We start from the raw sequence: 14,539 nt of genomic DNA, 5'->3' as shown, positions 1-14,539 counted from the left end.
AGGATGAAACATGGGAACACCATTCCCAACCGGTTGGGAATGGTGTTCCCGACGGCCGGTACCTCTATTCCCGACGGCCGGGAACATCATTCCCAATTGACAAAGAGCAACAGACTCCTGCTGCGGTCAAGGCATGATGAGAAAATCCAACACTGTCCCGCCGTTGCCGGCAGGTTCTAAAAAGTTTCTCTGACGGCCTGCCCTGGACCAGGCTCAATAGTGTTTCCTTGCACGGTCCATCTCCCTCCGGTCCTCCTTCTCCTTCAGCGTCTGACGCTTGTCGTACTCCTTCTTGCCTTTCGCCAGTGCTATATCCACCTTGGCACGTCCATGCTCGTCTATGAAGATCAGGGTCGGAATGATGGTATAGCCCGGTGTCTTCGACTCGGCCTCGAGGTTTCGGATCTCCCTGCGTGTCAGCAGCAGTTTGCGCGGACGTCTGGCTTCATGGTTAGCGTATGAGCCATAGAAATAAGGAGAGATGTTCATCCCCTGTACCCACATCTCCCCTCTGCTGATGGTACAGAAAGAATCGACCAGCGAGGCCTTGCCGGCACGGATCGACTTGATCTCTGTCCCCGTGAGAACAATTCCCGCCGTGAAGGTATCAACAAAGAAATACTCGAATGAGGCCTTCTTGTTCCTAATCTGCACGGGGGATTTCTTTCTTCTTTCCTGTTGTTCCTTGTTCATTTTTCAATCGTGGCGAAATTTTCAATATGATCATCGATATAAGCGGCTACCAGGGCTGTCCAATGCTCCTCATTGACAATAAATTCATCATCATACTCATCAAACTCGGGCATCTGTTCATACAAAGCCATGAAATCATCATCAGAAACTACCGCCTCGATCTTTTCATGATACATATCATAATATTTCCTCGCATGGCGGATGTGCCTGTAAAGATCATCAAGTCCCCACCCCCGTATGGCGACAGCAAAGGGATTCTTGAAAATGAATGCTCCATAGCCGTTGTATATCAGCTGGATATAACCGCCATCCATCACTTCCTGATGAAGATAGCTCCATGCCAACAGGGTAATCTGGTCGGACGTGAGCTGCTGCATGGCCTCCAGCGTCAGACTGTGGTCTATCGCCTTGTCGACGGCATCAATAAAGACACGGACAAAACTGTCCATTCCTTCTTCTACGGCTTTGCGTATATCGCTTTCTTTGATTTTTACTTCCATCATCATGCTTGTCCTGCAAATGTTATCATGTTTCTATGGGTATATTCTGTCAAGGGGGGTGAAACCTGGCCCTATGAACCACCCCGCCAGGATGTCCCCATGTTTCCGATGCACCGGAAAATATACTGCAAATTTACATAAAAACGGTGATTTATAAGTCCGCTGGATGAAGAAAATGCTTCTTCTTCAGAGAAAAGACAAGATATTTTATGGATTGAACTTCCAATATCCCTGAAAAGAAAAAAGTCTGCCCAGAGTTCTGGGCAGACTTCTATATTCTGACTTGTCCTTCCGGTTTATTCGTCAACCGGCTTGAAATCATCCTTGCCGACACCGCACAGAGGACATACCCAGTCGTCTGGAAGATCCTCAAAAGCTGTACCCGGCGCTATGCCGCTGTCTGGATCGCCGGCCTCCGGGTCGTAAATATACCCGCAGGTCTCACATTCATATTTCTTCATAATGTTTTTGTTGTTAAATATTATCTTTGATCATTTATCGGGCGCAAAGTTATAAGTATTCTGCAAAAATTACAAATTTACAGCGTTAAAAAATGTCATCCGATTACATCGTCAACGAGAATTTCTACAAACGGGACACTCCTGTCGGCAAAGCGCGGTCATCGCTTCCTGTCAGGCATCACCCATGCAGTTCATACACTTCACTGGGTATTTTCCGCTTCAGCACATCAAGCAGGAAATCCTTTCCCGCAATGACGCCCCTGTCGCGCAGCACAGCCTCGACCGTCTTTTTGGCTAGTTCAGGGTGGTTGTTCTCATCGCTCAGATGGCACAGCCATACATGGTGCAGTCCCGGGGAGGCATTCTCTACCAAGGCCTCGGCGCAGGCTTCATTGCTCAGATGTCCGTTAGGACCGCTGATGCGCACCTTCAGATGGCGCGGATAAGGGCCTGCCTCCAGCTTCTCCGGCTCATGGTTGGCTTCTATCACCAGATAGTTCGAGATGGAGATGTAATGGGCGATTTCCTCTGTAATATGCCCGCAATCAGTTACCAGCGTAAAGCGCATGCCCCCCTGTACTATTGAATAGCCCACACAGTCGGTACTGTCATGGGGCACACCGAAAGGGGTAACGGCAAATTCCCCGATTTTGATTTCTTCACCCTTGGCAAGGCACATCGCCAACGCCTTGTCGATTTTGCGCCTCACGCACCAGTTCTGGCTGATACCCCGATGGATGTCCTCTGTCGTATATACCGGAAGCTGCAGATCACCGCTGATAGAACCTACCGACTTCACATGGTCGGCATGGTCGTGGGTGATAAGCACATTGTGAACCATTTTCATTTGCAGACCGTAGTTGTGGAAATGCTTCTTTAGAGAACGAATACCGACCCCGCAGTCGATCATCAGACAATCGGTGCCTGTGTAGAGAAGATAGCAATTCCCACTACTACCACTGCCGAAAGATAAAAATTTCAGCATTATATTATTCTTTTAGGCAAATGTAATAAAAGATATTCGACGGGCAAAACCGACAATAACATTTACCGAACATTACCACTTGATTTTAGGAATAATTAAACATAAATGCCCGCAGAAAGATTCAAAAAGGAAGTCCGACAGCAAAATGAAATGTAAAATCCCGTTTCAGATTCGGATGCCACAGGGCATAATGATCGTTCCGGTCGGCATAAGCCGGATTGACGGCCTTCATGCCTCCGTCGAAACGGAGGATGAAATAATCGAAGTTCAACCGCAAGCCGAGACCGTATGCAACAGCCATCTGCTTATAGAAGTCTTTGAAACGGAACTGTCCTCCCGGCTGTTCCGCATAACTGCGCAATGTCCAGATGTTCCCGGCATCCACGAAGGCGGCACCATCCAGTTTCCAGAACAGATGCGTGCGATACTCTGCATTCAGGTCCAGCTTCATGTCGCCCGTCTGGTTGATGAAGTCTATCCTGCCGTCCACGCCACGGAACTTGCCCGGCCCGAGTTCCCTCACGCTCCAGCCCCGGACAGAGTTGGCTCCGCCGGAAAAATAGCGTTTCTCGAAGGGGAGGACGGTACTGTTCCCGTACGGGAAGGCGATACCAATGCCGCCATGCAGTGCCAGTGCGTTGCGGTCATCGAAGTGGAGAATCTGCGTGTAAGAGAAGTCGAACTTGGCATATTGGGCATAAGCGATGTTGAACAGCGTACGTTTCCCCTGTCCGTTCTTCTTGAAATCGAACAGGTTTCCCAGCCCGTCCAGAAGGTTTCCCGCCAGTTCCACACGTGCCCTGAAAGCATGGCTGGAACTGTTGTAATGCAGTCCGAAGCCCGTACGCAGGATGAACAGGTCCTGGTAATTATACCGCAGGATGGCATTGCGTGTCGTGGCATTGTCGAGGTAGTCGCGCTTGAAGGTGCCGCTGATCCACGGCATGTAGATATAACTGAGGTCGAGAAGTTCGAAGTCGTATGTCAGGTGGTGTACGGGATTCGTCCAATGGTATTTCCATGCAGAAGAGAAGATCCTGCGGTGAAATTCAGGACGGTTCTGGAGATTCCAGCCCAGTGAAACCTCTGAAATGGCATTGCTCCTCCGTTTGAAGTCTCTGGAGACGAACGGCGCAAGGAAGCGCGGGAACTGCAGGCTTGCCTGCAGGCTGTACTCTTCGTAGTCACTGTTCTTGTAGCCCTCCAGTCCCTTGATGGCCTCAAAGGCGGCGCGAAGCTCCACGCTGAGATGTTCACTTCCACGGAAAAGATTCCTGTTCTGATAGGAAAGGACGGCCGCCGCCCCGAGGTCTCCTGCCGTATTGGTTCCTTCCGGCTGGAAAGAAATCGTGTTCGGCTTGTTGTTGTAGACCTGTATGTCAGCATCCAGATAATGGGTGGAAGAGGTCCGGTAGGCAAACGATTTCCCTATGACCAGACTGTCATAACGAGGTGGCTCTCTGAAATTGATGCTGGTATAACGTACCGCCCCAAGACGTGAGAAATTGTTGTAAGTCCGCTGCAGGTCGGTTGCAGAGAAGTACTTCCCTTTCTCAATCAGCGTATTGTCTTCGAGGACGCTCTTCCGAAGATGAAACCCGGTGGAGTCACCGGGGAGGAAGCGGACATGACTGATGATGTAGCGTGGATGCAGTGCCGGCCCGGCACCGCTGGTCTCCACATACTTCGTCAGATGAAGTGTCACACTGACGTGTTGTCGCCCCCGGGTCGAATCGGCAGTGTAATACATGAAATCCTTATGGAAACGATAGAAACCGGAATCATTGAGGATATGGGTAATCCGCTTCCGTTCATCGTCCAATGACGTGACCGTAAACCGGCGCGGGCGTTCCGTGTCCGTCCTGAGATGGGGAGAGAGCACCTTGGCGACAACGGAGTCTTCTATATCGTAATTGAAATGGTCAATGATGTAAGGCTCTCCCGGATGAAGCCGGTAGATGGCCGTCAGCCTCTTTCCCTTGACTTTCCGGTCGAGGCCGACAGAAGCGTTCATATACCCCATGTTCTGCATGGCGACGGTCAGGTCTTCGCATGACAGGCGTGCCTGAAGCGTGTCATACCGTACCGGTTCTTCCCCCATTCTGCGAAGTGTACGGTTGATCCATTTCGTCGTGTCCTTCCCGGCCATGGCATATGTGCCCAACGGTATCTTGAAAAGGGAGAACCAGCGCGAGTTGCCTTTCTGACGCACATACTGCATCAGGAGCGACGGATTGACGTCCTTCCGGTCAGAACGCAGTTCCACCTTATCCAACAGGTATTCCCCGTCTGAAAGGAATTTATCGGACGAACACGCGATGAGAACCGGCGTAATCAAAGCGATAAGAAACAGCGAAAAAAGACTATGTAATCTTGAAAACAACATGAACTGTCTGTATGAATTGATGCAAATTTACACAAAAACTGTGATTTACAAGCCTGTGGGATAAAGAAAATGCTTTTTCCTTTAGAGAAAAGTCTGCAAAAAGTTGAACGTAACAGGTGACAAATGGAGAGTTTTTTGTAAATTTGCGAGGTGATATCAAAGAATAAAGCGAAACTCATCCACACGCTCGAAACCAGAAAAGGCAGAGAGAAAGCAGGACTGTTTGTTGCAGAAGGGCCGAAAATCGTCAACGACCTGCTGCATGAAGGATTCGTTGCGGAAGAGATCCTGGACAACCTGGACGACATCAGGAAAGTGTCCTTCCTGAAGCATCCGCAGCCCGTGTTGGGAGTCTTCAGGCTGCCGGCAGCAGACAGAGAGACACCTCCCGCATACTCGGACATCTTCCGGCAATATCTTGACAACCGGCTTGTCCTGGCGCTTGACGGCGTACAGGATCCCGGCAATCTCGGGACAATCATAAGAATAGCCGACTGGTTCGGCATTGAAAACATCTTCTGCTCGCAGGAAACAGCGGATTGCTGGAATCCGAAGGTGGTGCAGGCGACGATGGGCAGCATTGCACGGGTGAAGTTACATTATCTGAATCTGAACCGGCTGACAGAAGGTCTGCCGGCCGACTACCCTGTCTACGCCACACTCCTCGACGGGGACAGCCTTTACGAATACCCTCTTAGCAAACAGGGGATGATTGTCATGGGGAATGAGGGAAACGGAATCACACCTATGCTGCGGTCGAAAATCAACCGTAAGCTGCTGATTCCGAATTATCCTCCTGGGCGGAAGACAGCGGAATCGCTGAATGTCGCCATCGCCACCTCCATCGTCTGTGCAGAGTTCAGAAGAAGACAAGGATAAGACTCCTATCTCGTAAACAACCACACCTACTATCCAAAACAAGCCGTGTATGATAGATTTACAGCATTTGGTCAGACCGAACATACGAAAACTGTCTTCTCCTTTCCAACAAGGAGACGGACAGCCGGAATCGCCCCGTCGTATCGCCCTTGATGCCAATGAGAACCCTTATAACAGACCTCTCAACCGGTACCCTTCCGGCTTGCAGCATGACCTTAAAGCACGGCTTGCAAAGCTGAAAGGGGTCGGCGAAAAGGAAATATTCTCCGGCAACGGCTCCACTGAAATCATAGACTTATGCTACCGCATCTTCTGCCAGCCACAAACCGACAATGCCGTAGCCATCGAACCGACCTGCAGACTGTATGGGCATTTTGCAGCCGTCAATGATGTCGAGTACCGGCCGGTCCCATTGTCCCACGACTTCCAGCTGGATGCCGACAGGCTGCTCAAGGCATGCGACCGTCATACGAAACTGGTCTGGCTCTGCTCTCCCAACACACCGACAGGGAATACACTCGAGGTGAAGGAAATAGAGAAAGTGGCAAGGACTTTCCAGGGGATGGTGATCGTTGACGAAGCCTATACGGAATTCTCCAAGCAGCCATCGTTCCGTCAACGGCTGGAAGAGTTCCCGAACATGATTGTCCTCAACACATTCTCAAAAGCATGGGGCGGAGCAGCCATACGGCTGGGCGTAGCATACGCACAGGAGGCTGTCATCAGGCTGTTCGACATGATCAGGCCTTCTTACAATCTCAATCTGCTGACACAGGAACAGGCGGTCGAACTGCTCAGACACCGCTACGACATAGAGGACTGGACGAGGATTCTGTTGCTGGAACGCAACCGCATGATGAAAGCCTTTGAAAGTCTCGCCTGCTGCGAGAGGGTCTATCCGTCCAGCGCGAACTTCTTCCTTGCACGCATGAAAGATGCCCGGAGCGTATACAACTATCTTGCGGAAAAGGGGATCAGGGTACACGACTGTTCTCATGAACCCTTGTGCGAAGACTGCCTGCGGATCACGATAGGGTCGAAAGCTGAGAATGCAGAAATCCTCGGAATACTGAGATACTACAACCCGGCTGAATAAGATCCGCCCCGAAAACCGCATGATAAACGTTGCCTGCAATGTGAAAAGCTGCCCCTTGAATGCCAACCTCCATGTCGCCACGGAGTCATTCAAGAAACAGCTTTTCCCGTAATATAAGTTTTTGTTTTGTCTGCTGTCATTTTAACATTCTCTGCAAACAGCTTATCGGTCAATCTCTTAAGCGTTCAGAAAGAATGAAGGAAGTGACAGGAAAAACGTCTGCGGTCCATGCCTGTCCAACGGACGGCGGGTATTACTGCGGACGGCGTTGAGGTCAATAGACACGCGGGCCGAAGATGGCAGTACCGACACGTACCATCGTGGAACGGCATTCCACGGCAATGTCGTAGTCATGGCTCATACCCCATGAACGCTCCTTGAACTCGGGGTCGTCCGCAAAATACTTCGCCTTCAGCTCGTCGAAGAGATCGGCTGCCAAGGTCATCTCCCGCCTGATCTGGCTGCGGTCCTCCACATTCGACGCCATCATCATCAGCCCCGAGATATGCACATTCCGGAGTGCCCGCCATTCGCCGTTTTCCAACAGTTCGCGGCAGGCGGCCGGACTGAAGCCGTACTTGCTCTCCTCTTCTGCAATATGCAGCTCCAGCAGGACCCGGATGACACGGCCGTGTCTGGCCGCCTGCTTGTTGATTTCCTTCAGCAGTTTCAGCGAGTCGACGGCCTCTATCATCGAGATATAAGGGGCAATGTACTTCACCTTGTTTGTCTGGAGATGACCGATGAAATGCCACTCAATGTCTTTCGGAAGGCACTCCACCTTCCGTGCGAGTTCCTGTTCCTGGCTTTCACCGAAGAGCCGCTGCCCCTCACGGTAGGCAGCCTCGATATACTCGGCAGGATGAAACTTGCTGATGGCAACCAACTTCACACCATCTGGAAGAGTCCCGAGCACTTCGTGCAAATTCTTCGCTACGTCATACATAATCGCAGGGTCCTTTCGTTACAAATGGGTTACTGCTCGAACTCCGGTTTCTCTTCAGCCTCGGTCTTCTTGCCGGAACGGTGTTCAAAGACATCCATGATCTTTGTTTCGGTGATGGCGGCTATCTCGTAGTCGATCAGGGTAGCCCCCATGACCTCATCCACGTGCTTGACAGCACCGTTCACGGAATGTGCCTGTACGAGATAGGTCACGGATGACCGCTTTTCCTTCTCCGTCTTTTCATCTATCGTGATGAATGAGAGCCTGGCCTTGAACCATTTGTCATCCGTATCTACATCGCTGAAGAAAATCTCCCCGTAGGCTGCCGGAGCAATCGCCTTTACGTCAAATTCACCGCTTACATAGTGCGACATCTCTTCCGTGATGAGTTCTTCGGCCTCGGAGAAGCTGAGGGCATCGACCACATACTGTTCTATGACCTTCTTGTTCTGACCGTCTTCCATGGTCTTGTCATATCTCACCCTTGTCTCAAACCAGGTACTTGTTCTACTTCTCATAATCTTTGTCTTTATGTTTTCAGGCCCTCCTTTTCCATCATCAGAAGCAGACGAAAGGAAATGCGGAAGGCGGTTTTTACAGCTGTGCAAAAGTAGTAAAAATTCTGCGTTAATCCTCTAAATGTGCAGATAAAATAAAAAAATTGTCTAACTTTGCATCATAGTAAAGAAAACAGGAGCAGTTCTTTCTGCCCCCTCTCCCGTCATCGGAAGAACAAACAAAGTCATTATGCCGGAAATATCAGTTCGTGGACTCGAAATGCCGGAGTCGCCTATCAGAAAGCTGGCTCCGCTTGCCGTTGCAGCAAAGAACCGTGGAATAAAAGTTTACCATTTGAACATCGGCCAGCCAGACCTGCCGACACCGCAGTGTGGACTGGATGCCCTGAAAAGGATCGACCGCAAGCTGTTGGAATATTCTCCTTCGCAAGGTTTTCTCTCTTACAGGGAGAAGCTCTGCGGATTCTATAAGAAATTCAACATCAACGTCACACCGGACGACATCATCATCACCGCCGGCGGTTCGGAGGCTGTGCTCTATTCGTTCATGGCATGCCTGAATCCGGGCGACGAGATCATCGTGCCGGAACCGGCCTACGCCAACTACATGGCGTTCGCCATCTCCGCCGGCGCGAAAATCAAGACCATCGCGACTTCCATCGAGGAAGGGTTCGCCTTGCCCAAAGTGGAGAAATTCGAAGAGCTGATCAACGAACGCACACGCGCCATCATGATCTGCAACCCGAACAATCCGACCGGCTACCTGTACACCCGGAGGGAGATGAACCAGATCCGTGACCTCGTCAAGAAGTACGACCTCTACCTCTTCTCCGACGAGGTCTACCGTGAGTACATCTACACGGGATCACCCTACATCTCCGCCATGCACCTGCAGGGGATAGAGAACAACACCGTACTGATCGACTCCGTATCAAAACGATACAGTGAGTGCGGTATCCGTATCGGCGCACTGATCACGAAGAACGAGGAGATACGCAAGGCCGTGATGAAATTCTGTCAGGCACGCCTCTCCCCTCCCCTGATCGGACAGATCGTCGCAGAGGCAAGTCTCGACGCACCGGCATCTTACTACCGTGACGTATATGATGAATACGTCGACCGGCGCAAGTGCCTGATCGACGGTCTGAACCGCATTCCCGGCGTCTACTCTCCCATACCGATGGGGGCATTCTATACCGTAGCCAGACTCCCCGTTGACGACTCGGAGAAGTTCTGCCGCTGGTGTCTCAATGAGTTCAGCTACGAGGGAGAAACGGTCATGATGGCACCGGCCAGCGGGTTCTACACGACACCCGGTGCCGGCCGCAACCAGGTGCGCATCGCTTACGTACTGAAACGTGAAGACCTGCAGCAGGCACTGGTCGTATTGCGGAAGGCATTGGAGACCTATCCCGGACGAGTGGAGGAGGAATGACGGACGCCTAAGGCTTGCGCATCAGCCATCCCCCCTATCGCCCTATCACCGCCTACCGCCCCATCACCGCCTATCCCCTATCCTCATCAGCATGAACTTCCCTCTTTTCATTGCCCGGAAAATATACGACGGAGGAGACAAGACACGGAAAGTGTCGAAGCCTGCCATCCGCATCGCCACCGCCGGCGTCGCCATCGGCCTGGCGGTCATGATCGTGTCCGTCTGCGTCGTCCTGGGCTTCAAGCATACCATCCGTGACAAGGTGGTGGGGTTCGGAAGCGACATCACCGTCGCCGATTTCCTTACCCTGCAAAGCTCCGAACAGTATCCTATCCAGGTGAGTGACTCTCTCATCAAGGTACTGAAGGCGGTGCCGGGGGTGAAACACGTGCAGCGTTATGTCTATACACAGGGCATATTGAAGACGGACAACGATTTCCTGGGTATCGTGATGAAGGGAGTAGGCCCCGACTTTGATTCCACTTTCATCCATAACAGCATGGTGGAAGGCGGGCTGCCTCATTTCTCTGACACGGAAAGCCACCAGAAGCTCGTTGTGTCCAGGACGATTGCCGACAAGCTCAACTTGAAAGTCGGACAGCGGATCTTTGCCTACTTCATCAACAAGCAAGGTGTCCGCACACGCCGATTTACGATTGCCGGCATCTATGCCACCAACATGAAGCAGTTTGATTCACAGATATGCTTCACCGACCTGTACACAGCCAACAAGCTCAACGGCTGGGAGCCGGACCAGTACAGCGGGGCGGAACTGCAGGTGGATGATTTCTCACAGCTTGATGCCGTGTCCCGCCGTGTATTGAACAAGGTGAAGAATACCATCGACCATTACGGAGAAACCTATTCTTCCGAAAACATCACAGAGCAGAACCCGCAGATTTTCTCATGGCTCGACCTGATGGACATGAACGTATGGATCATCCTTGCACTCATGACCGCTGTCGCCGGTGTCACGATGATTTCCGGACTGCTGATCATCATCCTCGAACGCACACAGATGATCGGCATGCTGAAGGCACTCGGCTCAAGAAACCGACAGATACGCCACATCTTCCTTTGGTTCTCCACATTCATCATCGGCCGAGGACTCTTCTGGGGCAACCTTATCGGACTGGGCTGCATCTTCCTGCAGAAATGGACAGGGATCATAAAGCTTGATCCGCAGACCTATTACGTCAGCACAGTACCGGTAGAGCTGGACATTCTACTGGTCATCGCCCTCAACCTCGCCACCCTGATGGTATGCGTCGGGGTTCTCATCGCACCGAGCTACCTCATCAGCCACATCCACCCAGCCCGGTCCATGCACTACGAGTAGCCTCATCCTCCCAGAACCTCTGCAAAGCTCTATTTCTCCCAAAACCGTATGCTGATTAACAATGAGCTACATTTCCCAAGAGTTCATGTAGAGGAGTTCTGCCGAGACCGCATTCCGCCTTTTGAGTCTTCCCATCCTTTTCCAGTGTGCTCCCATCCTTCTCCAGCGTATTGATGCCCATCACGCATCGTGTTGACGGCAAACACCAGGCGTGTTGACAGCAAACACCTTTGCAATCAGTCGTCAGAATGGGAACAGCCTGCGAAAGTCATGAGAATTGCCGGCTTAAAAAAAATCACACAGGAAGCCATGGACTTTCAAGGTTTACCCGCCAGCGGCAACCTGATATACAGGCGCATGGTCTCACTCAAATACACAAGGGAACGCCCAAGGGGAATGCCCTCACCGCAACACGGCCAGCACAAAAGCGATAAATTGCGGGGATTTACTTCTTCGCTGAGGGTATGTCAAAACACAAATATCGTTTTGACACATCCCCGTCTATTCTATCATCATCCTCCGATACAAAGACCTTTTCATTTTAATACGTTGAAATACATACAAGGTTTTGAAAAACCATTACATAATTTCAAACAACCCAGCTGCAAATATAAGAAAAACGTGTAAAAAGCAAGTTTGCAACCAGCAGCCAGTCAATTGGTTATCAAGCCGCCCGAAAGAGGTGCTTGGTTGGACTTCAAAAGGGCGTTGGTAACACGCTGAAAGAGCACCTGTTGCAAGTCAATCAGGCATCTTTTAGTAGCCAGAAGAGCATGTGTTGCCTTGAACTGCATGAAAATGGTTTACAAACAGCGATGATATGAGAATAAGTTGTCTGTAGAAGACGGAGAGACGTGCTGATGGACAGGCATCGTTTCAATTTGTCCTTTCTGCATTTTATCTTGTGGTTTATCCACTTTTGCAAGACCATCTGTTTTTGGACGGTCATCCCCTGCAAGTGCATGAGCCTTTATCCCATTTTCAATCTACGCATTTAACAGAAGACCCTTTCTTTTCGGGGGGAAACTTTACTTATAATTTGGAAGTCGTTAAGCTCTTAATCTGCATTTTGACACACACGCCTTTTTGTCTGTCTTTCGTGGTATCATCACCTGTCTCTTTCTGTCCCGCTCCCTTTCAGGAAAAAGCAAACAGAACGGCCAGAGAAAGAAAATCTACTGTCCCGAGAATCCGGCAAAACGACTTTTCCCCAGAACCGAAAGAAGGCATGCCTCGCGACATGCCTTCTTCTGTGTTCTTAGTCATTTTATCATTTCGAGCCTCTTGTCGGATTCGAACCAACGACCCCGAGATTACAAATCACGTGCTCTGGCCAACTGAGCTAAAGAGGCAGGTGGGCAAGCGATTCCTATCGCACCGCTACAACCTTCTGCCCTTGCTACGTTCCCGTCCTGGGGGATTCAAAGGGAGCTGGTCGTAGGAGACTTGCCCATGTCTATGCCCTTATTGTAAAAGCGGTTGCAAAGATACGTATTTAATTTAACAACGGCAAGGCGCAAGATAAACTTTTTCCGATTTTAACAAAAAAACATAATTTTGCAGAGACACCACATTATTTATAATATTTAATCCGTACTTTTGCACCATGATTTACGAAGAATTTAAACAGCTGACGGCTTATACCCGTTATGACGGTTTCTATCTTGCCATCATCTGGCTGGCAAGTTTTGCATGCCTGCTGGGGATGACCTTTCTTCCGATTCTGGCGCAATTCAGTCTGTTACTGTGTCTGTCAAGCCCTTTTTTCGTAGCTTATCGCCTGAAGATATTCCGTGAGGAAGGGCGGAAAGGAGTCATTTCCTATCGCCGCAGTCTGCTTTACTGCCTGCGTGTATTCTTCAATGCGGCACTCATATTCAGCCTGCTGCAATGGCTTTACATGCACTACATCGACAATGGCAGACTGCTCCTGATGGTCATGAACCTCTATTCAAGCAGTGAGGGGAAGAGTACTCTGGCAGCCATTGGAATCCCCTATAAGCAATTCATGGCTACATTGCCTGAAGCGTTCCAGCCTTATTCATTGGCCTCCAGCAGCTTTGTAACAGCCATCTTGCTGGGTGCCGTCTGTTCGCTGTTCATTGCAGCCGTTATGGCGAAACGAGTAAGGAAACAGGAGCCATAGCAGCGGAGAGACCGGTTCCGGAATCTTGATGCTCCGCGGCAGCCGGAAAGGTCCTGCACAAGTCCGGCCATCACCCTCTCCTGCGCTCGCCTCCCCCTTTCCCAGCCGCCCCTACCTTTCAATCAAAACTCCAAATTCAAAATATGGACATATCAGTCATCGTTCCTCTCTTCAACGAGGAAGAAAGCCTTCCTGAATTACACGCATGGATCCAACGCGTAATGAACGCCAGCGGATTCACGTATGAGATCATCTTCGTCAATGACGGCTCCACGGACAACAGCTGGAATGTCATCGAAGAACTGCACCACAAGGATGCGCAACACGTACATGGCATCAAGTTCCGCCGCAATTACGGCAAAAGTCCTGCCCTCTACTGCGGCTTCAAGGCTGCCCAGGGCGATGTCGTCATCACGATGGATGCCGACCTGCAGGACTCTCCCGATGAGATCCCGGAACTTTACCGCATGATAACGGAGGAGAAGTACGACCTCGTGAGCGGATACAAGCAGAAGCGTTACGACCCTCTGTCGAAGACGATTCCCACGAAGCTGTTTAATGCGACGGCGCGCAAGATCAGCGGCGTACACAACCTGCACGACTTCAACTGCGGCCTGAAGGCATACCGGCGCGACGTGGTCAAGAACATCGAAGTCTACGGAGAGATGCACCGTTACATTCCCTATCTCGCCAAGGAAGCCGGTTTCGCACGCATCGGCGAGAAGGTGGTACACCACCAGGCGCGCAAGTACGGTAAATCCAAATTCGGCATCAACCGTTTCTTCAATGGCTATCTTGACCTTCTGACGCTCTGGTTTCTCACCAACTTTGGCAAAAAGCCCATGCACGTCTTCGGCCTGATGGGGTCGTTCACGTTCTTCATCGGACTAATCGCATTCTTCTGGCTGATCGTGGAGAAATGCGTGATGCTTGCCCATGATGTCTACGGTGACCTGCTTTCCAACCATGCGTCCTTCTTCATCGCACTCGCTGCAATGATCTTGGGAACGCAGCTTTTCCTCGCAGGATTTATCGGCGACCTCATCAGCCGGGGCAACCCGCGCAGGAACGACTATCAGATAGAAAAAGAGATGTAGGAATGATTCCTCGCAGGGGAATGTAATACCGTCCGATCCGGCAAGGACAAGTACTTCC

At 50.8% G+C, this 14,539-nt stretch carries 13 protein-coding genes, 1 tRNA gene and 1 other RNA gene; 6 read left to right on the top strand and 9 right to left on the bottom strand.

The window, feature by feature from the left end; translation table 11 throughout:
* Positions 1-213 precede the first annotated feature (213 nt).
* The 5 genes from smpB to tamL all read right to left on the bottom strand — a co-directional run bounded on the left by smpB (position 214) and on the right by tamL (position 5,025).
* Positions 214-693, bottom strand: a complete 480-nt coding sequence (gene smpB / locus HMPREF9141_RS05320; protein WP_007367519.1) for an SsrA-binding protein SmpB — start codon at positions 691-693, stop codon at positions 214-216.
* Positions 690-1,196, bottom strand: a complete 507-nt coding sequence (locus tag HMPREF9141_RS05315; protein ID WP_040554510.1) for a DMP19 family protein — start codon at positions 1,194-1,196, stop codon at positions 690-692. Before HMPREF9141_RS05315 ends, smpB begins: the two co-directional genes overlap by 4 nt.
* A 293-nt stretch (positions 1,197-1,489) precedes the next feature.
* The gene (gene rd / locus HMPREF9141_RS05310) at positions 1,490-1,654 is read right to left on the bottom strand and encodes a rubredoxin (RefSeq protein ID WP_007367517.1); all 165 of its coding nucleotides are present in this window, start codon (positions 1,652-1,654) and stop codon (positions 1,490-1,492) included.
* A gap of 178 nt (positions 1,655-1,832) precedes the next feature.
* Positions 1,833-2,639, bottom strand: a complete 807-nt coding sequence (locus tag HMPREF9141_RS05305; RefSeq protein WP_007367516.1) for an MBL fold metallo-hydrolase — start codon at positions 2,637-2,639, stop codon at positions 1,833-1,835.
* 121 nt (positions 2,640-2,760) lie between these two features.
* The gene (tamL, locus tag HMPREF9141_RS05300) at positions 2,761-5,025 is read right to left on the bottom strand and encodes a translocation and assembly module lipoprotein TamL (protein ID WP_007367515.1); all 2,265 of its coding nucleotides are present in this window, start codon (positions 5,023-5,025) and stop codon (positions 2,761-2,763) included.
* Between the two features lie 150 nt (positions 5,026-5,175).
* Here tamL and HMPREF9141_RS05295 point away from each other — a divergent pair, with 150 nt between their 5' ends.
* Positions 5,176-5,904, top strand: coding sequence for an RNA methyltransferase (locus HMPREF9141_RS05295; protein WP_007367514.1), 729 nt, complete (start codon positions 5,176-5,178; stop codon positions 5,902-5,904).
* A 49-nt stretch (positions 5,905-5,953) separates the two neighbouring features.
* Positions 5,954-7,000, top strand: a complete 1,047-nt coding sequence (hisC, locus tag HMPREF9141_RS05290) for a histidinol-phosphate transaminase (protein ID WP_007367513.1) — start codon at positions 5,954-5,956, stop codon at positions 6,998-7,000.
* 274 nt (positions 7,001-7,274) lie between these two features.
* Here hisC and HMPREF9141_RS05285 read toward each other — a convergent pair whose 3' ends face one another.
* Positions 7,275-7,946, bottom strand: a complete 672-nt coding sequence (locus HMPREF9141_RS05285; RefSeq protein WP_007367512.1) for a YggS family pyridoxal phosphate-dependent enzyme — start codon at positions 7,944-7,946, stop codon at positions 7,275-7,277.
* Between the two features lie 29 nt (positions 7,947-7,975).
* Complete coding sequence (locus HMPREF9141_RS05280; RefSeq protein WP_040554509.1) at positions 7,976-8,464, bottom strand: DUF4494 domain-containing protein; 489 nt, start codon at positions 8,462-8,464, stop codon at positions 7,976-7,978.
* 229 nt (positions 8,465-8,693) lie between these two features.
* On the opposite strand from HMPREF9141_RS05280, the gene HMPREF9141_RS05275 reads away from it, so the two are divergent.
* Both HMPREF9141_RS05275 and HMPREF9141_RS05270 read left to right on the top strand, forming a co-directional pair.
* A complete protein-coding gene (locus HMPREF9141_RS05275; RefSeq protein WP_007367510.1) occupies positions 8,694-9,899 on the top strand; it encodes a pyridoxal phosphate-dependent aminotransferase in 1,206 nt (401 codons plus the stop codon).
* Positions 9,900-9,990: 91 nt separating this feature from the next.
* Positions 9,991-11,238 carry an ABC transporter permease gene (locus tag HMPREF9141_RS05270; protein ID WP_007367509.1) on the top strand — a complete coding sequence of 416 codons (1,248 nt, stop codon included), beginning with the start codon at positions 9,991-9,993 and terminating at the stop codon, positions 11,236-11,238.
* A gap of 1,278 nt (positions 11,239-12,516) precedes the next feature.
* On the opposite strand, the gene HMPREF9141_RS05265 is transcribed toward HMPREF9141_RS05270, so the two are convergent.
* Together HMPREF9141_RS05265 and ffs are read right to left on the bottom strand one after the other, a co-directional pair.
* Positions 12,517-12,590: transfer RNA gene (locus HMPREF9141_RS05265), tRNA-Thr, on the bottom strand.
* Positions 12,591-12,597: 7 nt separating this feature from the next.
* Positions 12,598-12,690: signal recognition particle sRNA small type (gene ffs, locus HMPREF9141_RS12860), an RNA gene on the bottom strand.
* Between the two features lie 154 nt (positions 12,691-12,844).
* On the opposite strand from ffs, the gene HMPREF9141_RS05260 reads away from it, so the two are divergent.
* Entirely contained in the window at positions 12,845-13,384 is a 540-nt protein-coding gene (locus tag HMPREF9141_RS05260; protein ID WP_007367505.1) for a DUF4199 domain-containing protein, read from the top strand.
* Positions 13,385-13,527: 143 nt separating this feature from the next.
* The gene (locus HMPREF9141_RS05255; protein WP_007367504.1) at positions 13,528-14,481 is read left to right on the top strand and encodes a glycosyltransferase family 2 protein; all 954 of its coding nucleotides are present in this window, start codon (positions 13,528-13,530) and stop codon (positions 14,479-14,481) included.
* The last annotated feature ends 58 nt before the right edge of the window (positions 14,482-14,539 follow it).

It is taken from the genome of Prevotella multiformis DSM 16608, assembly GCF_000191065.1.
Taxonomy (GTDB): Bacteria; Bacteroidota; Bacteroidia; order Bacteroidales; family Bacteroidaceae; genus Prevotella; species Prevotella multiformis.
Note: the sequence above shows the minus strand (reverse complement) of the source record. Positions and strands in the feature narration are given on the sequence as shown.

Bases quoted from the DNA above. Each gene is read 5' to 3' on its own strand.
- smpB (WP_007367519.1), bottom strand. From the start codon at position 693: ATGAACAAGGAACAACAGGAAAGAAGAAAGAAATCCCCCGTGCAGATT.
- hisC (WP_007367513.1), top strand. From the start codon at position 5,954: ATGATAGATTTACAGCATTTGGTCAGACCGAACATACGAAAACTGTCT.
- HMPREF9141_RS05285 (WP_007367512.1), bottom strand. From the start codon at position 7,946: ATGTATGACGTAGCGAAGAATTTGCACGAAGTGCTCGGGACTCTTCCA.
- HMPREF9141_RS05270 (WP_007367509.1), top strand. From the start codon at position 9,991: ATGAACTTCCCTCTTTTCATTGCCCGGAAAATATACGACGGAGGAGAC.
- HMPREF9141_RS05260 (WP_007367505.1), top strand. From the start codon at position 12,845: ATGATTTACGAAGAATTTAAACAGCTGACGGCTTATACCCGTTATGAC.
- tamL (WP_007367515.1), bottom strand. From the start codon at position 5,025: ATGTTGTTTTCAAGATTACATAGTCTTTTTTCGCTGTTTCTTATCGCT.
- HMPREF9141_RS05280 (WP_040554509.1), bottom strand. From the start codon at position 8,464: ATGAGAAGTAGAACAAGTACCTGGTTTGAGACAAGGGTGAGATATGAC.
- HMPREF9141_RS05315 (WP_040554510.1), bottom strand. From the start codon at position 1,196: ATGATGGAAGTAAAAATCAAAGAAAGCGATATACGCAAAGCCGTAGAA.
- HMPREF9141_RS05275 (WP_007367510.1), top strand. From the start codon at position 8,694: ATGCCGGAAATATCAGTTCGTGGACTCGAAATGCCGGAGTCGCCTATC.
- rd (WP_007367517.1), bottom strand. From the start codon at position 1,654: ATGAAGAAATATGAATGTGAGACCTGCGGGTATATTTACGACCCGGAG.
- HMPREF9141_RS05305 (WP_007367516.1), bottom strand. From the start codon at position 2,639: ATGCTGAAATTTTTATCTTTCGGCAGTGGTAGTAGTGGGAATTGCTAT.
- HMPREF9141_RS05255 (WP_007367504.1), top strand. From the start codon at position 13,528: ATGGACATATCAGTCATCGTTCCTCTCTTCAACGAGGAAGAAAGCCTT.